Origin of the sequence: Kribbella sindirgiensis (genome assembly GCF_004331435.1) — a bacterium.
GTDB lineage: Bacteria > Actinomycetota > Actinomycetes > Propionibacteriales > Kribbellaceae > Kribbella > Kribbella sindirgiensis.
In genome coordinates this window covers 1-14,996 of record NZ_SJKA01000029.1, presented here as the reverse complement: position 1 = coordinate 14,996, position 14,996 = coordinate 1, and the positions used below count along the sequence as shown (strand labels likewise).

At 66.4% G+C, this 14,996-nt stretch carries 16 protein-coding genes and 1 rRNA gene; 12 read left to right on the top strand and 5 right to left on the bottom strand.

Annotation, left to right across the window (positions count from 1 at the left end; all coding sequences use genetic code 11):
* The first annotated feature begins 59 nt into the window (after positions 1 to 59).
* On the top strand, positions 60 to 644 hold the full coding sequence (locus tag E0H50_RS40575) for a TetR/AcrR family transcriptional regulator (protein WP_131296492.1): 585 nt from the start codon (positions 60 to 62) through the stop codon (positions 642 to 644).
* Here E0H50_RS40575 and E0H50_RS40570 read toward each other — a convergent pair.
* Both E0H50_RS40570 and E0H50_RS40565 read right to left on the bottom strand, forming a co-directional pair.
* Positions 637 to 1,581: a nucleoside hydrolase gene (locus tag E0H50_RS40570; RefSeq protein WP_131296491.1), complete on the bottom strand. Its 945-nt coding sequence runs from the start codon at positions 1,579 to 1,581 to the stop codon at positions 637 to 639. The genes E0H50_RS40575 and E0H50_RS40570 overlap by 8 nt on opposite strands.
* A gap of 38 nt (positions 1,582 to 1,619) precedes the next feature.
* Positions 1,620 to 1,952: a metal-sensitive transcriptional regulator gene (locus tag E0H50_RS40565; RefSeq protein ID WP_131296545.1), complete on the bottom strand. Its 333-nt coding sequence runs from the start codon at positions 1,950 to 1,952 to the stop codon at positions 1,620 to 1,622.
* 157 nt (positions 1,953 to 2,109) lie between these two features.
* On the opposite strand from E0H50_RS40565, the gene E0H50_RS40560 reads away from it, so the two are divergent.
* From E0H50_RS40560 to E0H50_RS40540, 5 genes are all read left to right on the top strand, one after another.
* Positions 2,110 to 3,534, top strand: a complete 1,425-nt coding sequence (locus E0H50_RS40560) for an MFS transporter (RefSeq protein WP_131296490.1) — start codon at positions 2,110 to 2,112, stop codon at positions 3,532 to 3,534.
* A gap of 346 nt (positions 3,535 to 3,880) precedes the next feature.
* Positions 3,881 to 4,375: a transcriptional regulator NrdR gene (gene nrdR, locus E0H50_RS40555; RefSeq protein WP_130387741.1), complete on the top strand. Its 495-nt coding sequence runs from the start codon at positions 3,881 to 3,883 to the stop codon at positions 4,373 to 4,375.
* A gap of 108 nt (positions 4,376 to 4,483) precedes the next feature.
* Positions 4,484 to 7,390 (top strand): vitamin B12-dependent ribonucleotide reductase, encoded by a 2,907-nt coding sequence (locus E0H50_RS40550; RefSeq protein ID WP_131296489.1) that lies wholly within the window; start codon positions 4,484 to 4,486, stop codon positions 7,388 to 7,390.
* Positions 7,391 to 7,560: 170 nt separating this feature from the next.
* A complete protein-coding gene (locus E0H50_RS40545; protein ID WP_131296488.1) occupies positions 7,561 to 8,124 on the top strand; it encodes a hypothetical protein in 564 nt (187 codons plus the stop codon).
* Positions 8,117 to 8,800: a hypothetical protein gene (locus tag E0H50_RS40540; protein ID WP_131296487.1), complete on the top strand. Its 684-nt coding sequence runs from the start codon at positions 8,117 to 8,119 to the stop codon at positions 8,798 to 8,800. Before E0H50_RS40545 ends, E0H50_RS40540 begins: the two co-directional genes overlap by 8 nt.
* A gap of 249 nt (positions 8,801 to 9,049) precedes the next feature.
* Here E0H50_RS40540 and E0H50_RS40535 read toward each other — a convergent pair whose 3' ends face one another.
* A complete protein-coding gene (locus E0H50_RS40535; protein WP_131296486.1) occupies positions 9,050 to 9,874 on the bottom strand; it encodes an aldo/keto reductase in 825 nt (274 codons plus the stop codon).
* A 210-nt stretch (positions 9,875 to 10,084) separates the two neighbouring features.
* Between E0H50_RS40535 and E0H50_RS40530 the strand changes: the two genes are divergently transcribed.
* Both E0H50_RS40530 and E0H50_RS40525 read left to right on the top strand, forming a co-directional pair.
* Complete coding sequence (locus E0H50_RS40530) at positions 10,085 to 10,714, top strand: hypothetical protein (protein ID WP_131296485.1); 630 nt, start codon at positions 10,085 to 10,087, stop codon at positions 10,712 to 10,714.
* An 89-nt stretch (positions 10,715 to 10,803) separates the two neighbouring features.
* Positions 10,804 to 11,865, top strand: coding sequence for a hypothetical protein (locus E0H50_RS40525; RefSeq protein ID WP_131296484.1), 1,062 nt, complete (start codon positions 10,804 to 10,806; stop codon positions 11,863 to 11,865).
* Positions 11,866 to 11,935: 70 nt separating this feature from the next.
* Here E0H50_RS40525 and E0H50_RS43640 read toward each other — a convergent pair whose 3' ends face one another.
* Positions 11,936 to 12,229: a hypothetical protein gene (locus tag E0H50_RS43640; protein WP_238151683.1), complete on the bottom strand. Its 294-nt coding sequence runs from the start codon at positions 12,227 to 12,229 to the stop codon at positions 11,936 to 11,938.
* Between the two features lie 140 nt (positions 12,230 to 12,369).
* Between E0H50_RS43640 and E0H50_RS40515 the strand changes: the two genes are divergently transcribed.
* The 3 genes from E0H50_RS40515 (at position 12,370) to E0H50_RS40505 (ending at position 13,298) form a co-directional block, all read left to right on the top strand.
* The gene (locus E0H50_RS40515; protein WP_131296483.1) at positions 12,370 to 12,723 is read left to right on the top strand and encodes a helix-turn-helix domain-containing protein; all 354 of its coding nucleotides are present in this window, start codon (positions 12,370 to 12,372) and stop codon (positions 12,721 to 12,723) included.
* A 52-nt stretch (positions 12,724 to 12,775) separates the two neighbouring features.
* Positions 12,776 to 12,979, top strand: coding sequence for a KTSC domain-containing protein (locus E0H50_RS40510; RefSeq protein ID WP_131296482.1), 204 nt, complete (start codon positions 12,776 to 12,778; stop codon positions 12,977 to 12,979).
* Positions 12,980 to 13,070: 91 nt separating this feature from the next.
* A complete protein-coding gene (locus E0H50_RS40505) occupies positions 13,071 to 13,298 on the top strand; it encodes a hypothetical protein (RefSeq protein ID WP_131296481.1) in 228 nt (75 codons plus the stop codon).
* A 3-nt stretch (positions 13,299 to 13,301) separates the two neighbouring features.
* Here the strand turns inward: E0H50_RS40505 and E0H50_RS40500 are convergent, their stop codons facing one another.
* The gene (locus E0H50_RS40500; protein ID WP_131296480.1) at positions 13,302 to 13,973 is read right to left on the bottom strand and encodes a class I SAM-dependent methyltransferase; all 672 of its coding nucleotides are present in this window, start codon (positions 13,971 to 13,973) and stop codon (positions 13,302 to 13,304) included.
* A 926-nt stretch (positions 13,974 to 14,899) separates the two neighbouring features.
* Between E0H50_RS40500 and E0H50_RS40495 the strand changes: the two genes are divergently transcribed.
* Positions 14,900 to 14,996, top strand: a 16S ribosomal RNA gene (locus E0H50_RS40495); the annotation flags it as partial.

The window sequence follows — 14,996 nt, the reverse complement described above, 5'->3', positions numbered from 1 at the left end:
TACGCTGTCTAATGACGTTAGACAGTACCCACCACCGACCACCGCGGACAACAGCTTTCATGACCAGACGCGACCCTTCGTCCCACGCGGCGGCCGGCATCACCATCGCCGCGATCGCCGACGCGGCCCTGGCGATCATCCGCGGCGACGGTGTGGACGGCCTCACCATGCGCGCCGTCGCGGAGCGTCTCGACGTCCGGGCCCCGTCGCTGTACCACCACGTCCACAACAAGTCCGAGCTCCTCGACCTGGTCGCCCGGAACGCGTTCGACCAGTTCACGGGGGACAAGACGGCGTACGACGAGCTCACGACCGTCGACGAGTGGATCGAGCTCACCCGGTCCGGCTCGCTCGAACTCCGGGCCTTCTACGCCGACCATCCGGGCCTGGCTGGGCTGATGCAGTCCAAGGCGACACCGGACCGCGACCAGGGCGCCGGCTCGCGGGCCGGACTCATCCGCGCCCAGATCGAGGCCCTCGTGCGCATCGGCGTACCGGAGCCCGACGCACGTCACCTCTTCGAGGTCACCGCGCGCTGGAGTCTGGCCGCCGTGGTCGCGGAACAGTCCGAAGCCCTCTTCGCCGACGGCCTCGCCCTGTTCCTGTACGGCGTCCGCGCCCGCCTTCTCGAGCTGCTCAGCTGACGGTTGCCAGCCAAAGCTCGGCGTACCGCTTGCCGTCGACTGCCGTCGCGACCTGAATCGTCGTCGCCGTTCCCAGTGGATCGTTCGCGACGTCCGACGCCTCCCGCGTGTCGACGATCGTCCGCCCCCGCGACCAGCTCCCGGACAGCTCGACGCGGACCGGGTACTCCCGTGTCGTCAGCCCCGACGGATCGATCACCGCGCACACCGCGCCGCCGTCGCCGATGCTGCCGCCGTCCGACTGATACCGCTCGCTGCGCTTCTCGATCAGCTTGCACGCCAGCTCCGCCGAGGGCGATCCGCCCAACGCACGCGCCTGCTCGAGCGTGACCACGACGTCGTAGAAGACGTCCAGTCCGTACATGGTCACCGCGACGCCGAGGTCCTTGGCCGCGGCGAGCACGATCGCCGCCGCCTCCGGATCGGTCCAGATGTTGAACTCGGCCGCGGCCGTCGCGTTCCCGATCCCGGCCGCGCCGCCCATGAACACGATCTCGCGCAGCCCGCGCGCCGCCTCCGGATACGTCCGCAGCAGCAACGCGATGTTCGTCAACGGCGCCAACGGGATCAAGGTGACGAGTTCACCGGTCGCCGCCGCATCCCGCAGTACGTCGCGGAGGAGTTCGACGGCATGCCGTGGGTCCGTCGGACGCGTCGACCGCGGCCAGTCCAGATCGCCGAGCCCGTCCTCGCCGTGGACATGCCGCGCCGACCGCACCGGCTGGATCAGCGGTACGGCGGCACCGCGGGCGACCGGGACGTCCGGCCGGCCCGCGGCGTCGAGGACCGTGAGCGTGTTGCGCACGACATCGTCGATGCCGACGTTCCCGCCGACGCAGGTCACGGCCTTCAGATCGAGCTCGGGATGCCGCGCCGCCAGCAGCAGTGCACACGCATCGTCCAGGCCTGTGTCGACATCGAGAATCACCGGCTTCATGCGCCCATCCTGAGGCACCGCCGCCGGAGGCGCGCCGGTCAGGAGCGCACCAGTCGCGCGATCGCGGCGGACGCCTCCTTGATCTTCGCGTCGGCCTCCGGACCGCCGGCCGCGGCGGCGTCGACGACGCAGTGCGTGAGGTGGTCGTCGAGCAGGCCGAGCGCGACGGACTCCAGCGCCTTCGTCATCGCCGAGATCTGGGTGAGGATGTCGATGCAGTACTTCTCGTCCTCGACCATCCGCTGCAACCCGCGGGCCTGGCCCTCGATCCGCTTCAGCCGCGCGAGGTACGCCTTCTTGTCACCGATGTAACCGTGCTGTGCATGGTCTTGTGCATGGTCGTGGGCCTGCTCGTCGACCGGTTCGGTCACGCTCACCACATCCTCCCTGGGTCCCGCCGAACCCTATCGTCCGCCGGATCGCTCTTGTGTTTTCAGCGATACCCCCCTAGGGTATCCGGCATCCTTCAGTTCTCGACTGATCCCGCTGCGGTCTGGGGATATACCCCATACCGGTAAGGAGTTTGATATGAGTGAGACGAAGTCGTCGCGACGGTGGTGGGCGCTCGCCGTCATCGCCGCGGCGCAGTTCATGGTGATCATGGACACCTCGATCGTCGGCGTCGCGCTGCCGAAGATGCAGGCCGAGCTCGGGTTCGGCCCGGGCAACCTGTCCTGGGTGTTCAACGCGTACGTCGTGGCGTTCGGTGGGCTGTTGCTGCTCGGTGGCCGGCTGTCGGACCTGCTCGGCGCTCGCCGCGTCTTCGCGGCCGGCTGGGGCGTCCTGCTGGTCGGCTCGCTGGTCGCAGGCCTGGCAACCGGTGTCGGTTCAGAGCTCGCCGGCCGGGCTGTCCAGGGTGTCGGCGCCGCGCTGATCGCACCGTCCGCCCTGACGCTGCTGATGATGTTGTTCGGCGCCGACCCGCGTGAGTTGAACAAGGCGATCGCTCTGTACGGCGCAGCGGCGCCGGCCGGAGGTACGGCGGGTGTGTTCCTCGGTGGCGTGATCACCGAGTACCTCTCGTGGCCGTGGGTGTTCTACCTGAACATCCCGATCGCGCTGGCTGCCCTGCTCGCCACACCTGCCTTGATGCCGCGGGCCGCTGCCCGCTCCGGATCGGTTGACGTGCTCGGCGCGCTGACGGTGACGGGCGGTCTCGCCGCGGGCGTCTACGCCATCGTTCGCGCGCCCCAGGTCGGCTGGGCGTCGACGCTGCTCGTCGCCGCGCTGGCCGTCGTACTGCTCGGAGTGTTCGTCGCGGTGCAGGCGAAGCGGCGCGAGCCGTTGATGCGGCTCGGGATCTTCGCGACGCCGAACCTGGCCGCCGCCAACATCGCGCAGTTCCTGCTCGGCGCGGCCTGGGTGCCGATGTGGTTCTTCCTGAACCTGTACCTGCAGCAGGTCCTCGGGCTGAGCGCGTTCCCGAGCGGCTCGGCGCTGTTGCCGATGACCACGCTGACCATGGTCGGGATGATCGTCGTCGCGCCGCGCGTGATCGCCAAGGTGGGTCCGAAGAAGACGCTGGTGGGCGGTATGGCGGTCCTCGCCGCAGGCCTGTTCGGACTGTCCTTGATCCGCCCCACCGGCTCGTTCTGGGTCGACGTACTGCCGGGCTCGCTGGTCGCCGCCGCCGGGATGTCGCTGGCGTTCATCCCCAGCCTCGGTATCGCCTTGTCGTCCGCGCGGCCCGAGGAGGGCGGTCTGGCGTCCGGCATCGTGAACACCAGTTACCAGATCGGGTCCGCTCTCGGGCTGGCGGCGATGACCGCGGTGGCCGCTGCGAACGGGGCCGACCTGCTGGACGACGTCGTGGCGCTGACCGAGGGGTACTCGGCGGCCGTCATCGGCGCGGCGGTGATCGCGGCGGTCGGCGCCGTACTGGCTGCCGCGTCGCTGCGTACTCCACGGGCTCCGGCCGAACCTGAACGGCGGACCGTTTCGACGACCCGGTGATCTGTGGACAAGCTCCCCAGGGCGGCTCGGCCGGTCTGGGGAGCAGTCTGGGGAGCGGTCTGTGCGGGCCGTAGTTTGCGCCTCGAAAGGGTTGTCGCGGTGGCGCCACGCGGGAGTACACGGGGCCGCGCGAGTGTTGAAACCTGATGACACGCGCGGGCCACACGGGTGATGCGGGGCGTGCTTGCAAACTGTCGGAGCAGCGATCTAGGATCCCTAGATGTAGTGGTTACACGGGTGTAATTTTCCACAGGTAGTGGTTGGTTGCACACAGGTTCTACACAAGTTGTCCCCAGGCTGATCCACAACCCACCCCTCGCGGGGTGGTCACGGGAGGAGTGTTGCCGTGCACTGTCCGTATTGCCGGCACGCCGATTCCCGGGTCGTCGACAGCCGGGTGGCCGAGGACGGCGGAGCGATCCGCCGCCGCCGGCAGTGCCCGGTCTGCGAGAAGCGGTTCACCACCGTCGAGCAGATGCAGCTCACGGTTGTGAAGCGCTCCGGCGCGACCGAGCCGTTCAGCCGGGAGAAGGTCATCAACGGGGTCGGAAAGGCGTGCAAGGGCCGGCCGGTGAACGCCGACCAGCTCGCGCGCCTGGGTCAGAAGGTCGAGGACGCGCTGAAGGGCAGCGGCTCGCCGGAGGTGCCCGCGCACGAGGTCGGACTGGCGATCCTCGGGCCGCTGCGGGAGCTCGACGAGGTCGCGTACCTGCGCTTCGCGAGCGTGTACCGGCAGTTCGAGTCCGCCGACGACTTCGAGACGGAGATCGCGCTGCTGCGGGCCGAGAAGGAACCGCAGGGCACCGAGCCGGACCCGCTGAAGCCGACCCAGCAGACATAAACCGGGGGAACGGTAGTTCCAGGTAGTCGCAGTAGCAGGGCGTTACGCAGTACTCCAACGGGGCGGTCCCGACAGACCGCGGTAGTAGACACAGGGCGAGGAGCAACCATGACAGAGACGGTGACCGGCCACTCGGGGTCGACCAAGCGGTCGGCGGCCGGGTTCCGAGGGCGCAAGAACGCGCCCACGGGACTCACCATCGAGCGCGTATTCAGCACCGAAGGCGTCCACCCGTACGACGAGGTGACGTGGGAGCGTCGCGACGTCGTACAGCAGAACTGGAAGACGGGTGAGACGGTCTTCGAGCAGCGCGGGGTGGAGTTCCCCGACTTCTGGAGCGTGAACGCCTCGACCATCGTCACCACCAAGTACTTCCGCGGCGCGATCGGCCACGACAACCGCGAGTGGAGCCTCAAGCAGCTCCTCGACCGGGTCGTGAAGACCTACCGCAAGGCCGGCGAGGACCACGGCTACTTCACCTCGCCGCAGGACGCGGAGGTGTTCGAGCACGAGCTCACCTGGATGCTCCTGCACCAGTACTTCAGCTTCAACTCGCCGGTCTGGTTCAACGTCGGTACGTCGTCCCCGCAGCAGGTGTCGGCCTGCTTCATCCTCGCCGTGGACGACTCGATGGACTCGATCCTGAACTGGTACAAGGAAGAGGGCCTGATCTTCAAGGGCGGCTCCGGCGCCGGCCTGAACCTGTCCCGGATCCGCTCCTCGAAGGAACTGCTCCAGTCCTCCGGCGGTACGGCGTCCGGCCCGGTGAGCTTCATGCGCGGCGCGGACGCGTCGGCCGGCACCATCAAGTCCGGCGGCGCCACCCGGCGCGCGGCGAAGATGGTCGTCCTGGACGTCGACCACCCCGACATCGAGGAGTTCGTCGACACCAAGATGCGCGAGGAGGAGAAGATCCGGGTCCTGCGGGACGCGGGCTTCGACATGGACCTCGGTGGTCGCGACATCACCTCCGTGCAGTACCAGAACGCGAACAACTCGGTCCGGGTCTCGGACGAGTTCATGCGGGCGGTCGAGGAGAAGGGTGAGTTCGGGCTGCGCGCGCGGCTGGACAACTCGGTGATCGAGACCGTCGACGCGCGGGCCCTGTTCGACAAGATCTCGCACGCGGCGTGGGCCTGCGCCGACCCGGGCCTGCAGTACGACGACACCATCAACGACTGGCACACCACGCCGGAGACGGGCCGGATCACCGCGTCCAACCCGTGCTCGGAGTACATGCACCTGGACAACTCGTCCTGCAACCTGGCCTCGCTGAACCTGATGAAGTTCCTCCGCGACGACGACCTCTTCGACTCGGAGAAGTTCGTCAAGGCGGTCGAGCTGATCATCACCGCGATGGACATCTCGATCTGCTTCGCGGACTTCCCGACCGAGGCGATCGGCGTCACCACCCGCGCGTACCGGCAGCTGGGCATCGGCTACGCGAACCTCGGTGCGTTGCTGATGGCAACCGGTCACGCGTACGACTCCGACGGCGGTCGCGCACTGGCGGGCGCTATCACGTCGCTGATGACGGGTACGTCGTACAAGCGCTCCGCCGAGCTCGCCGGGATCGTCGGCGCGTACGACGGCTTCGAGCGGAACAAGGACGCGCACACCCGGGTGATGCGCAAGCACGCCGCGGCCAACGACGCGATCCGGACCATCCACGAGATCGACAAGGACGTCCAGAAGCACGCCACCGCGGCGTGGGACGGCGTACTGAAGATCGGTGCCAAGAACGGCTGGCGGAACGCGCAGGCCTCGGTGCTCGCGCCGACCGGCACCATCGGCTTCATGATGGACTGCGACACCACCGGTATCGAGCCGGACTTCTCGCTGGTCAAGTTCAAGAAGCTGGTCGGCGGCGGCTCGATGCAGATCGTCAACCAGACGGTCCCGCGGGCGCTGCGGCAGTACAACTACACCGAGGAGACCATCGAGGCGATCATCGAGTACATCGCCGAGAACGGTCACGTGGTCGACGCCCCGGGCCTGAAGCCGGAGCACTACGAGATCTTCGACACCGCGATGGGTGAGCGGGCCATCAAGCCGATGGGCCACGTCCGGATGATGGCGGCGGCACAGCCGTTCCTGTCCGGCGCGATCTCGAAGACGGTCAACCTGCCGGAGACCGCGACGGTCGAGGAGATCGCCGACGTCTACTTCCAGGGCTGGAAGCTCGGCCTGAAGGCGCTCGCGGTCTACCGCGACAACTGCAAGGTCGGTCAGCCGCTCGCGGACGCGAAGTCGAAGAAGGCCTCCTCGGCGGAGGCGGTCGAGGCCGAGGCAGCTGTCGCCGAGAAGATCGTCGAGAAGATCATCGAGTACCGGCCGACCCGCAAGCGCCTGCCGAAGTCGCGGCCGTCGCGGACCACGTCGTTCACGGTCGGTGGTGCCGAGGGGTACATGACCGCCGGCTCCTACCCGGACGACGGTCTGGGCGAGGTCTTCCTGAAGATGGGGAAGCAGGGCTCGACGCTCGCCGGCGTGATGGACGCCTTCTCGATCGCGATCTCGATCGCGCTGCAGCACGGCGTACCGCTGGAGACCTACGTCCAGAAGTTCACCAACCTGAAGTTCGAGCCGGCCGGTCTCACCGACGACCCGGACGTCCGGATGGCGCAGTCGATCATGGACTACATCTTCCGCCGCCTGGCCCTGGACTACCTGCCGTTCGACGATCGGGCTGCCCTCGGCATCTACTCGGCGGAGGAGCGGTCCCGGCAGCTCGACACCGGCTCCTACGAGCTGGCTCCGGTCGAGGTGTCCGAGCCCGAGTCGCTGAAGACGGTCGAGCCGGTAGCCGAGATCACGGACGCTCCTGCGAAGCCGGCCGACGCGGCAGCCGCCAAGCCGGTCAAGGGCGAGGCCCACACCACCGCCGAAATGCTGGAGCTCATCACCGGCACCTCGGTCGACGCCCCGCTCTGCTTCACCTGCGGCACCAAGATGCGCCCCAGCGGCTCCTGCTACGTCTGCGAAGGCTGCGGCAGCACCTCCGGCTGCAGCTGACCTGCTGGTGACCATCGGCTGAAAGCGCCACGGCCCCCGGGAACTTCCCAGATTCCCCGGGGGCCGAGGTGCGTCAGAAGCCTGGTCGGTGCTCGCGATCGTTTAGCCACAGCTAGACCGAAGTGACAACCTGCTGGATGCTCTTCTGTCGGAGCGTGTGAAGGGGAACAGTGGACGACGCCGAGCTGCTGCAGATCGAAGAGCAACTTCGAACGTTGCTTGAAGGAACGGATCTCGAATGGGTCCTGGACGAGGTGGACGAGGCCATCGCCGAAGGGGTTCCCGAGGAGGGCATACTACGGCGCCGACCTCGGAAGGCGCGTCCACCGCGAGAGCAGGATCTGTGGTCCGACGCAGCGGAGGAATACATGATTTTGAACCTCCGCCAGATCGAGAGTGGTGAGCTCGAGGCGTCGAGGAAGAGCGGGACCCTGGTTGTGACGACCCGTCCTATGACTGTGCGGGAGAGGGTCTTGCTGTTACTTGATGCCGTTCGCCGCGTCATTGTCGAATTGCCGGCTATCGAGGCAGAGACGCTGGACCTGTTGCAGGCCGAGCCTGGCAGGTCGGTGGATTACGAGAGAACGGTGACGGCTGTGGTGTTCGAGCCCGAAGAAGGCTTCCGCCGGCGTCGCGATCGGCAGACGAAGATCGCCCACCGAATGACCAGCGAGGACAGAGAAAGGGTCTCTGCGCTCTTCACGGCGATCCGCGAGGAGGCCGGCGTTGAGTGAGTTTGACGATCTTCTCCGGGAGGTCGAGTCACTGGTCAGCTCAGGCTCGGTCTCCTACCACTCGGCGTCTGCTCCCGCCGATGTTTATGAAGGGTATGTCTTTTCGCTCATCGTGAGCACCGCGGTAAGACACGGCGCAACGGTTTCGTACGAGGATGTCCACGGGGCAGGAGTTTCGGGTCTGGTCTTCAGAACCAATCCCGGCCAGCTCTACAGCGACAGCCCTGCCTATACCCACGCGGTGATCGAGTTTGCCGGAGCTCCTGCACTCGAGGTTCATCTCGGCGTCTATGTGCAGGGCACGTCTGGCGTCCTGCACGAGTGCGATGTCTTGATCCTTCCTGCCGAGGAGGCAGCGATCAGCAGGGCACAGAAGATTGCGCCCCGAGGCAGTAGGTGTGTCTTGATTGTCGAGTGCAAGTACTACGTCACCAGCAATGTCGGCATCGGTTTGGCCAGGAACTTCGAAGGACTCAGGGCCGATATCAGAACTCAAGATGAGCTGTTCGTCTCGAACGTCGCGTCGCCCAGCGCTGTCCGCTATCTCAACGCCCGAAAGCGGGAGTATGAGCGCGACGTCGTCCCGGGAGCACCGCAGGCGGTCTACATGCAAGGTGCCGTGCGTCGGGTCTTCAAGGGCTATCTGAACAAACACTCACCCTCGACGGTCATTTGATTCGCGTCGATCGTCCGAGGCGTTGGTCCTACGCTGTACCTAGGGGTGTTCTGCCGGAACGACGGCTCTCCGAGGATGCGCACCGAGAGACCCCCAGCCGGGTAGCGGTTGACCGTCAGGCGGGTAGCGGTTGACCGTCAGGCGGGCCGCTCGGGTCCACGCCAGCTCTCACGTCCTCCTGCTGTGGTGAGCCGCGGCGAGTCTTCAGCTCGCCACTGCTGGCTCGACCCGCTGCCAGTCACGTGTCTGTCAGTGGCCGACCTTGTCCGAGTCGGCTGGGGGTTTGGCGGTGCCGTCGAGCGCTGACAGGGCGGCCAACTCGCCGTCGGTCAGGTCGAAGTCGAAGACCGCCAGGTTGCCCGCGAGCCTTTGCGGGTCGGCTGACTTCGGGATGGGTACGACGTTCTGCTGCGTCTCCCACCGCAGCACGACCTGACCTGGCGTCCTCTCGTGGGCCTTCGCGATCTCCTGCACGGCCGGGTGACTCAGCAGCTCGGTTCCCTTGCCGAGTGGGCTCCAAGCCTCCGTCACGATCCCGTGCTGCTGGTGGAACTCGCGCTCGGCGGCCTTCGCCCAGACCGGGCTCAGCTGGACCTGGTTCACCTCCGGCGCGACCCCGGTCTCGTCGATCAGCCGTTGCAGGTGCGTGGGCTTGAAGTTCGACGTACCGATGGCGCGCACCAGGCCGGCGTCGCGGAGCGCGATGAGGCCCTGCCACGCATCGACGTACCGGTTCTGGTCGGGATTCGGCCAGTGGATCAGCAGGAGGTCCAGGTACTCGACGCCGAGCTTCTCCGCGCTCGCTTCGAACGCCTGGCGTGCGCCGTCGACGCTGTGCCAGCGCCTGTTGAACTTGGACGTCACGAACACCTCGTCGCGTGACGCGTTCTTCAGTGCTCGGCCGACGCCGACCTCGTTGCGGTAGTTCTCGGCGGTGTCGATCAGGCGGTACCCGAGTTCGAGCGCCGTACCCACCGCCCGTTCGGCGTCCGCGTCGTTCATCGGCGATGTCCCGAGCCCGAGCCGCGGCATCGCGGATCCGTGACTCAACGTGACCATCGGAACCTGGCTCATCCCGTCTCCTCCCTCGGCGTACGCGCCCGGCCACGATAGGCCGATCACGGTCCGCACCCGTCGCCGCGGTCCCTGGATTCCGCCGTACGGCGTACGGCTCGGACGGGCTGTCTCAGCCCCGGGATAGGGGGACGCGAACTGTCGGACCTGTGGTTCATCATGGTGCGACGGGACGTGAGAAGTGCGGAAAAGCGTTGGAGGGGTGGGCTTATGAAGAACCGGCAGATCACTCTGGTCGATCTGGGTCTGGACAGTTCGTTCGACGCGTCGATGTCGTTCGTGCAGGGCATCACCGGCAATATCAACGCCGGCTGGAACCGCCCGTACCTCGACGTGAACTTCGTCCGTACCCGTGACCACGAGACCGCCTTCTCCGCCCTCACCACCCCGTCGACCGTCCTGCACGTGATGGCACACGGTGACCACAGCGAGGAGCCGTCGTTCCTGTCCACCGACGGCGAGACCCAGGTGTCACTGAAGTCCCTCGCCGACTGGTTCCTCGACCACCAGTGGGGGATCGCCAGCGGTGTCGTCATCGCCGACGGCTGCAAGACCGGCATCGGCAAGTGGCAACGCGCCATCCGCGACTGCATCCAGGGCGACGTCACCTACATCGGCACCAGCACCGTCATCGGCTGGTACGAAGCCACCGTCTTTTGCTCCGCCTTCTACGGCGCCCTGGTCCGCAACCGAGGCCTCGGCCGCACCCCCGCCGAACAAGGCTGGGACGCCGCCAACCGAGCCATCCGAGCCTACGAAACCCTCACCGACAAACCCTGCCCCTACAAACCGGTCCTCCTAACCCCCTCCCGCCAGGCCCTCCGCTCCCTCACTGGCTGACCGACACGCGCCCGGCGGCTACTTTGGGTGAGGCGTGTGAGACTTTTGGGGACTCGTCGTCCGCTCGACGCCGGTGAAGGAATGCCGCCATGAAGCTGCACCGGAACTCTCTGCTCACGGCTGCCGCGATTGTGCTGGTTCTGTACGTCGTTTCGCTGGTTGTGGGGTTGCCGGCTTGGGCGGCTGTGGTGTTGATCGTGGTTTTGCTGGTGTTGCTGGCCGTTGTGTGGAAGCAGCCGGACGAACCCCGGCCGGTGGTCAGTAAGCCGGCGCCCGCTCCTTCGGTGGTGCTTCCGGATCCGGAGCCGGTGTTCTCCGGGCCGCCGTCCAGGACGGTTGCTGATGTGCGGTTGCCGTCGGCCTCGCCGGACTTTCAGTTCAGCTTCTCGGCTGTTGTGCAGTGGTCGACTGTGCTGTCGGGCTCGCGGCACGCTGATCTCGGGGCTGTCGCTGTGGATGCCTTGCTGGAAAGGGCTCGGTCGTTGACGGTGCGGCAGCAGGTGACCGAGGAATCGCTCAACCAGCACCGTCTCGCTGCGCTTCTCGGTGAGCCGGCGCTGGACGAGAAGGGGCAGGTCCGGAGCTGGGCGACCGAAGTACGACTGCGGCTGCCGGACGCGGATCAGAAGCACCTGCTGCACCTGGCCGCCCTGCATCGCCGCGAGCAGACCACGTTGCTCGAACGCCGGATGGAGCAGGACAAACGCGCGTACCTCAAGGACGACGTGTTCGCCACGCCTGGATCGGCCGCGGTCTGGTGGATGGTCAACCATCCGGGTGAGGTCGAGACGGCGCTCGGCCTGCTCGACACGCTCGCCGAACTGTCGGCCGCGGCGAACGATCTCCCCGTACGGCGGTCCGCCGCCGAGGAGATCGAACGCCAGCGGCCGACCCGCGCCGAACTCGCCTTCAGCACGGCAATCGAGGACCTGACCGAGGCCGGCAACGCCGACACTGCTGCGGACCGGGACGACAAGGCTCCGGACAGCACCAGCGAGGACAGGTCGGGGGACTCGGCGCAGCGTCCGGTGCCGAAGCATTCCGGTGCCAGTGAAGAGGGCCGCCACGACACGGGTCCGGTCCGGCGTGAACTGAACGGCTCGCAGTCCGAGCCGGATCCGTCGTACCGGGAGCAGTTCTTCACCGAATAGGCCGGTGAGGCGGGCTGTCTGCAGGGTTGTCCCGCCCCACCGGAGTCGAGTGCGCATGGCGAGGTCCTGTCTAGTCGTCCAGCCAGTGGATCGTGGTCGCGCCGTTGTGCCCGTGGACGCTGAGCAGTGCCCCGATCCCGTCCTGCCACACGGTCGTCGTCGGGTAGTGGCCGCCCCAGCGCAGCGCGACCGTCCCGTCGCTCCACTCGACTCCTTCCGCGACAACGCCCGTACCGCTGACACCGGAGACGTCGCGGTGCCGGACCAGCTCGAAGCGGCGTGGTCCGGACTTGCTCGCGATGCGCAGATGACGCTGTCGCGTGGTGCGCAGCAGCGTCGCGGTTCTCCCGCTGATCTCGTCCATGGCCCAAGTCAACGCGTGGCCCGGCGTCCTCACCAGGAACTCGACCGGTATCCACAGCGCACAAATTCTGCCCACCGGCGGTCACCGAAACGAATATTCTCATTGCAGGGAGTAATTGACGCGCAAGGGAGAGAGCACGGATGACAGTCATCGAGGAGTGGACCGGCCGGCATGCGCATGCCTTGCGTACGGCGCTGCGGCTGACGAACGAGGCGTTCGCCGAACAGCTCGGCATATCGCCGCGCACGCTCACCAAGTGGCGCGAGAGACCCGAGCTCGTGCCGAGTCCCTTTCTCCAGGAGGCCCTCGACACCTACCTCAAGAAGGCGCCGCCCGACGCCCATCTCCGGTTCGCGGCGAACCTCGGCCTGCACCAAGGGGGTGGACCGATCGACAAGACCGTGCTGACGCAGCTCAACACGGCGCTCGGCGACCTGACCCGCGTCCTGGCACGGCTGCAGGCCGAAGATCCGGAGCGATCACCCTCCCCTTGACCGTCGAAAGGGCAGACTGGGCGGCGCGGTGCGAGCGCGGAAGGAGCCGCGGATGAGGCGACGCCTGGTGGACTCGTCGAATGTGCGATCGGTCGGATGGTCCGACGGCACGCTGGAGCTCGAGTACGTCAACGGCTACATCTACCAGTACTTCGACGTACCGCAGCCGACCTATGCGGCACTCCTGGCCGCACCGAGCATCGGCGCATACGTGAACAAACACATCAAGCCGTACTTCGACGTTCGCGAACTCTGAGTTTCCGCCGCGAACTCTGAGTTTCCGCGCGTGGCACGCCGGGCACCGGGAGAGCGTCCACACGGGGGTGCGCACAATCCGGGAGGTGGGCATGCGCACTCGAAGAGCGTCGACCAATGGGTCCCGCGTCGTTGCGATCGTTGTGGTGGTCTGGTTGTTCATCGGACTGGCAGCCGCCGCGCAACGAAATTACTTCTCAGGCTCCGACGCGACCTGTGCGAAAGTCGGCACGACGCTGGTCACGGTCGTCGCCGGTCCGCTCAACTACATCGGTGCCAACCCGAAGATCGACTGTTCCGCGCCTCAGCCGTCGCGATAGCGGCTAGCGCGGGCCCGGAGCCGTCCAGGACAGCCTGTAACGCCAGAACAGGCTGCGGCCGATCCGGGCGCCAGGCAGGATGCGCTTGGCCGCGAGGGCGATCTGCTCGAACGATTCCGCGGCCATCGCGGTCGGAGCTGTCATGTGCGTGGGGATCGCCTGGGATCCTCGCGGACTCTTGGCAATTCCAACGATCGGATTCAGGATCATCGAGGCGATCGACCACGGAAGATCTGCCGGCGCTTCCCGGCTGACGCCGACCACGACGAGCCGGCCGCCCGGGCGCAGCAGCTCGCGTACCTTCTCGAGCGTGGCCTCCAACGGCAGGTGGTGCAGCACCGCGACGAAGGTGATCAGGTCGTAGCGGCTTCCGTGGAACTCGTCGAACGGCTGGGTCAGGATGCTGACGTTGGCGAGGTCTGCGGTTGTACGCCGAGCCAGCTCCGCGGTCGGGACATCGCGCTCGATGCCGGTGACTGCGGGAAAGACATCTGCAAGCCGTCGGACGAGGTTTCCCGTCCCGCAGCCCACGTCAAGGGCCTCCGTGCCGCCAGCTGCGCGGACGCGACGCGCATGGTGGAGCACGACGGCCGCGTAGGCGTCGTTGTGGGACCAAGGATGTGCGTCGTTGAAGCGAGCCAAGGCGGCCAGAGCTGTCTGGGAGGCACGAGACATAGCGCGACACTACCGACGGGCCCGCCCACAGCGACCCGGTCACTGGGGCCGCCGGTGTGGGAATAGGTCACCGGGGAGTGGGGTTACACCTGATGCCGTCCGGAGCATGACCCCGGGCCTCAACCTAAGCCGCTACGAGCGGCCACTCGCGGAGAGGCGTCTGCTGGGCGGTGCAGTACGTGAGAGGCGGGAGCCGACCAGCTCCCGCCTCGTCTTTCTGGCCGGGTCGTACGTGGTCTCGCCGGCGCTCGCCTGCTGTGTGGGGCGCTCGCCGAAAACGACTTGCGTGGTGCGGCATCATGGAAGTGTCGCTCGTGGAGACGCGTGCGAGTGGAGTGAACGGAGGGACCAGCACTGCTTCCCTCGACGCCGGATGACGGTGCCGAGGGCAGGTGCCGGGAGGCTCGGACGAGGGTCCGGGACCCCGATTTGCATCTGCACCACGAATGTCAGTAATGTTCTTCTTGTTGGAGCGAGGCGCAGGACGCGAAAGCGGCCGGCCCTCCAACAAACTCCCTGAAGGTCTCGGAAGCCGAAACACGCCTCGGCGGGTTTCGGACACTGAGTCACGCAGGGAGACTGGATCGAAAAGGCCGATTTGACCGGCTGGAAGCGAAACAGTAAAGTTGGGCGAGTTGCCCCGGAGCTTCAAACGAAAGTCTGAAGCGCGGTGTGCGTCCGATTCTTGAGAACTCAACAGCGTGCCGAAAGTCAATGCCGAAAGATGCATTAACCCCGTCCATGGGACTTTCAATGATTCTTCTACCCTGGTCTCTTCGAGATTTTGGGTGGTTGGTTGTCTTGTTCTGTGGCGGATTCCTTTGAAATTAATACGGATGACAAGCCAGTAATGGTTTTGTTTCTGATTCAAAGGATCACTCAATGTAGTCTGTTTTCCATGGTTCGCCGTGGTTGACATATAGATTTCAACGGAGAGTTTGATCCTGGCTCAGGACGAACGCTGGCGGCGTGCTTAACACATGCAAGTCGAGCGGTAAGGCCCCTTCGGGGGTACACGAGCGG

Bases quoted from the DNA above. Each gene is read 5' to 3' on its own strand.
- E0H50_RS40505 (WP_131296481.1), top strand. From the start codon at position 13,071: ATGCGCACTCGAAGAGCGTCGACCAATGGGTCCCGCGTCGTTGCGATC.
- E0H50_RS40515 (WP_131296483.1), top strand. From the start codon at position 12,370: ATGACAGTCATCGAGGAGTGGACCGGCCGGCATGCGCATGCCTTGCGT.
- E0H50_RS40530 (WP_131296485.1), top strand. From the start codon at position 10,085: ATGAAGAACCGGCAGATCACTCTGGTCGATCTGGGTCTGGACAGTTCG.
- E0H50_RS40525 (WP_131296484.1), top strand. From the start codon at position 10,804: ATGAAGCTGCACCGGAACTCTCTGCTCACGGCTGCCGCGATTGTGCTG.
- E0H50_RS40535 (WP_131296486.1), bottom strand. From the start codon at position 9,874: ATGAGCCAGGTTCCGATGGTCACGTTGAGTCACGGATCCGCGATGCCG.
- E0H50_RS43640 (WP_238151683.1), bottom strand. From the start codon at position 12,229: ATGGACGAGATCAGCGGGAGAACCGCGACGCTGCTGCGCACCACGCGA.
- E0H50_RS40500 (WP_131296480.1), bottom strand. From the start codon at position 13,973: ATGTCTCGTGCCTCCCAGACAGCTCTGGCCGCCTTGGCTCGCTTCAAC.
- E0H50_RS40510 (WP_131296482.1), top strand. From the start codon at position 12,776: ATGAGGCGACGCCTGGTGGACTCGTCGAATGTGCGATCGGTCGGATGG.
- E0H50_RS40560 (WP_131296490.1), top strand. From the start codon at position 2,110: ATGAGTGAGACGAAGTCGTCGCGACGGTGGTGGGCGCTCGCCGTCATC.
- E0H50_RS40570 (WP_131296491.1), bottom strand. From the start codon at position 1,581: ATGAAGCCGGTGATTCTCGATGTCGACACAGGCCTGGACGATGCGTGT.
- E0H50_RS40550 (WP_131296489.1), top strand. From the start codon at position 4,484: ATGACAGAGACGGTGACCGGCCACTCGGGGTCGACCAAGCGGTCGGCG.
- E0H50_RS40575 (WP_131296492.1), top strand. From the start codon at position 60: ATGACCAGACGCGACCCTTCGTCCCACGCGGCGGCCGGCATCACCATC.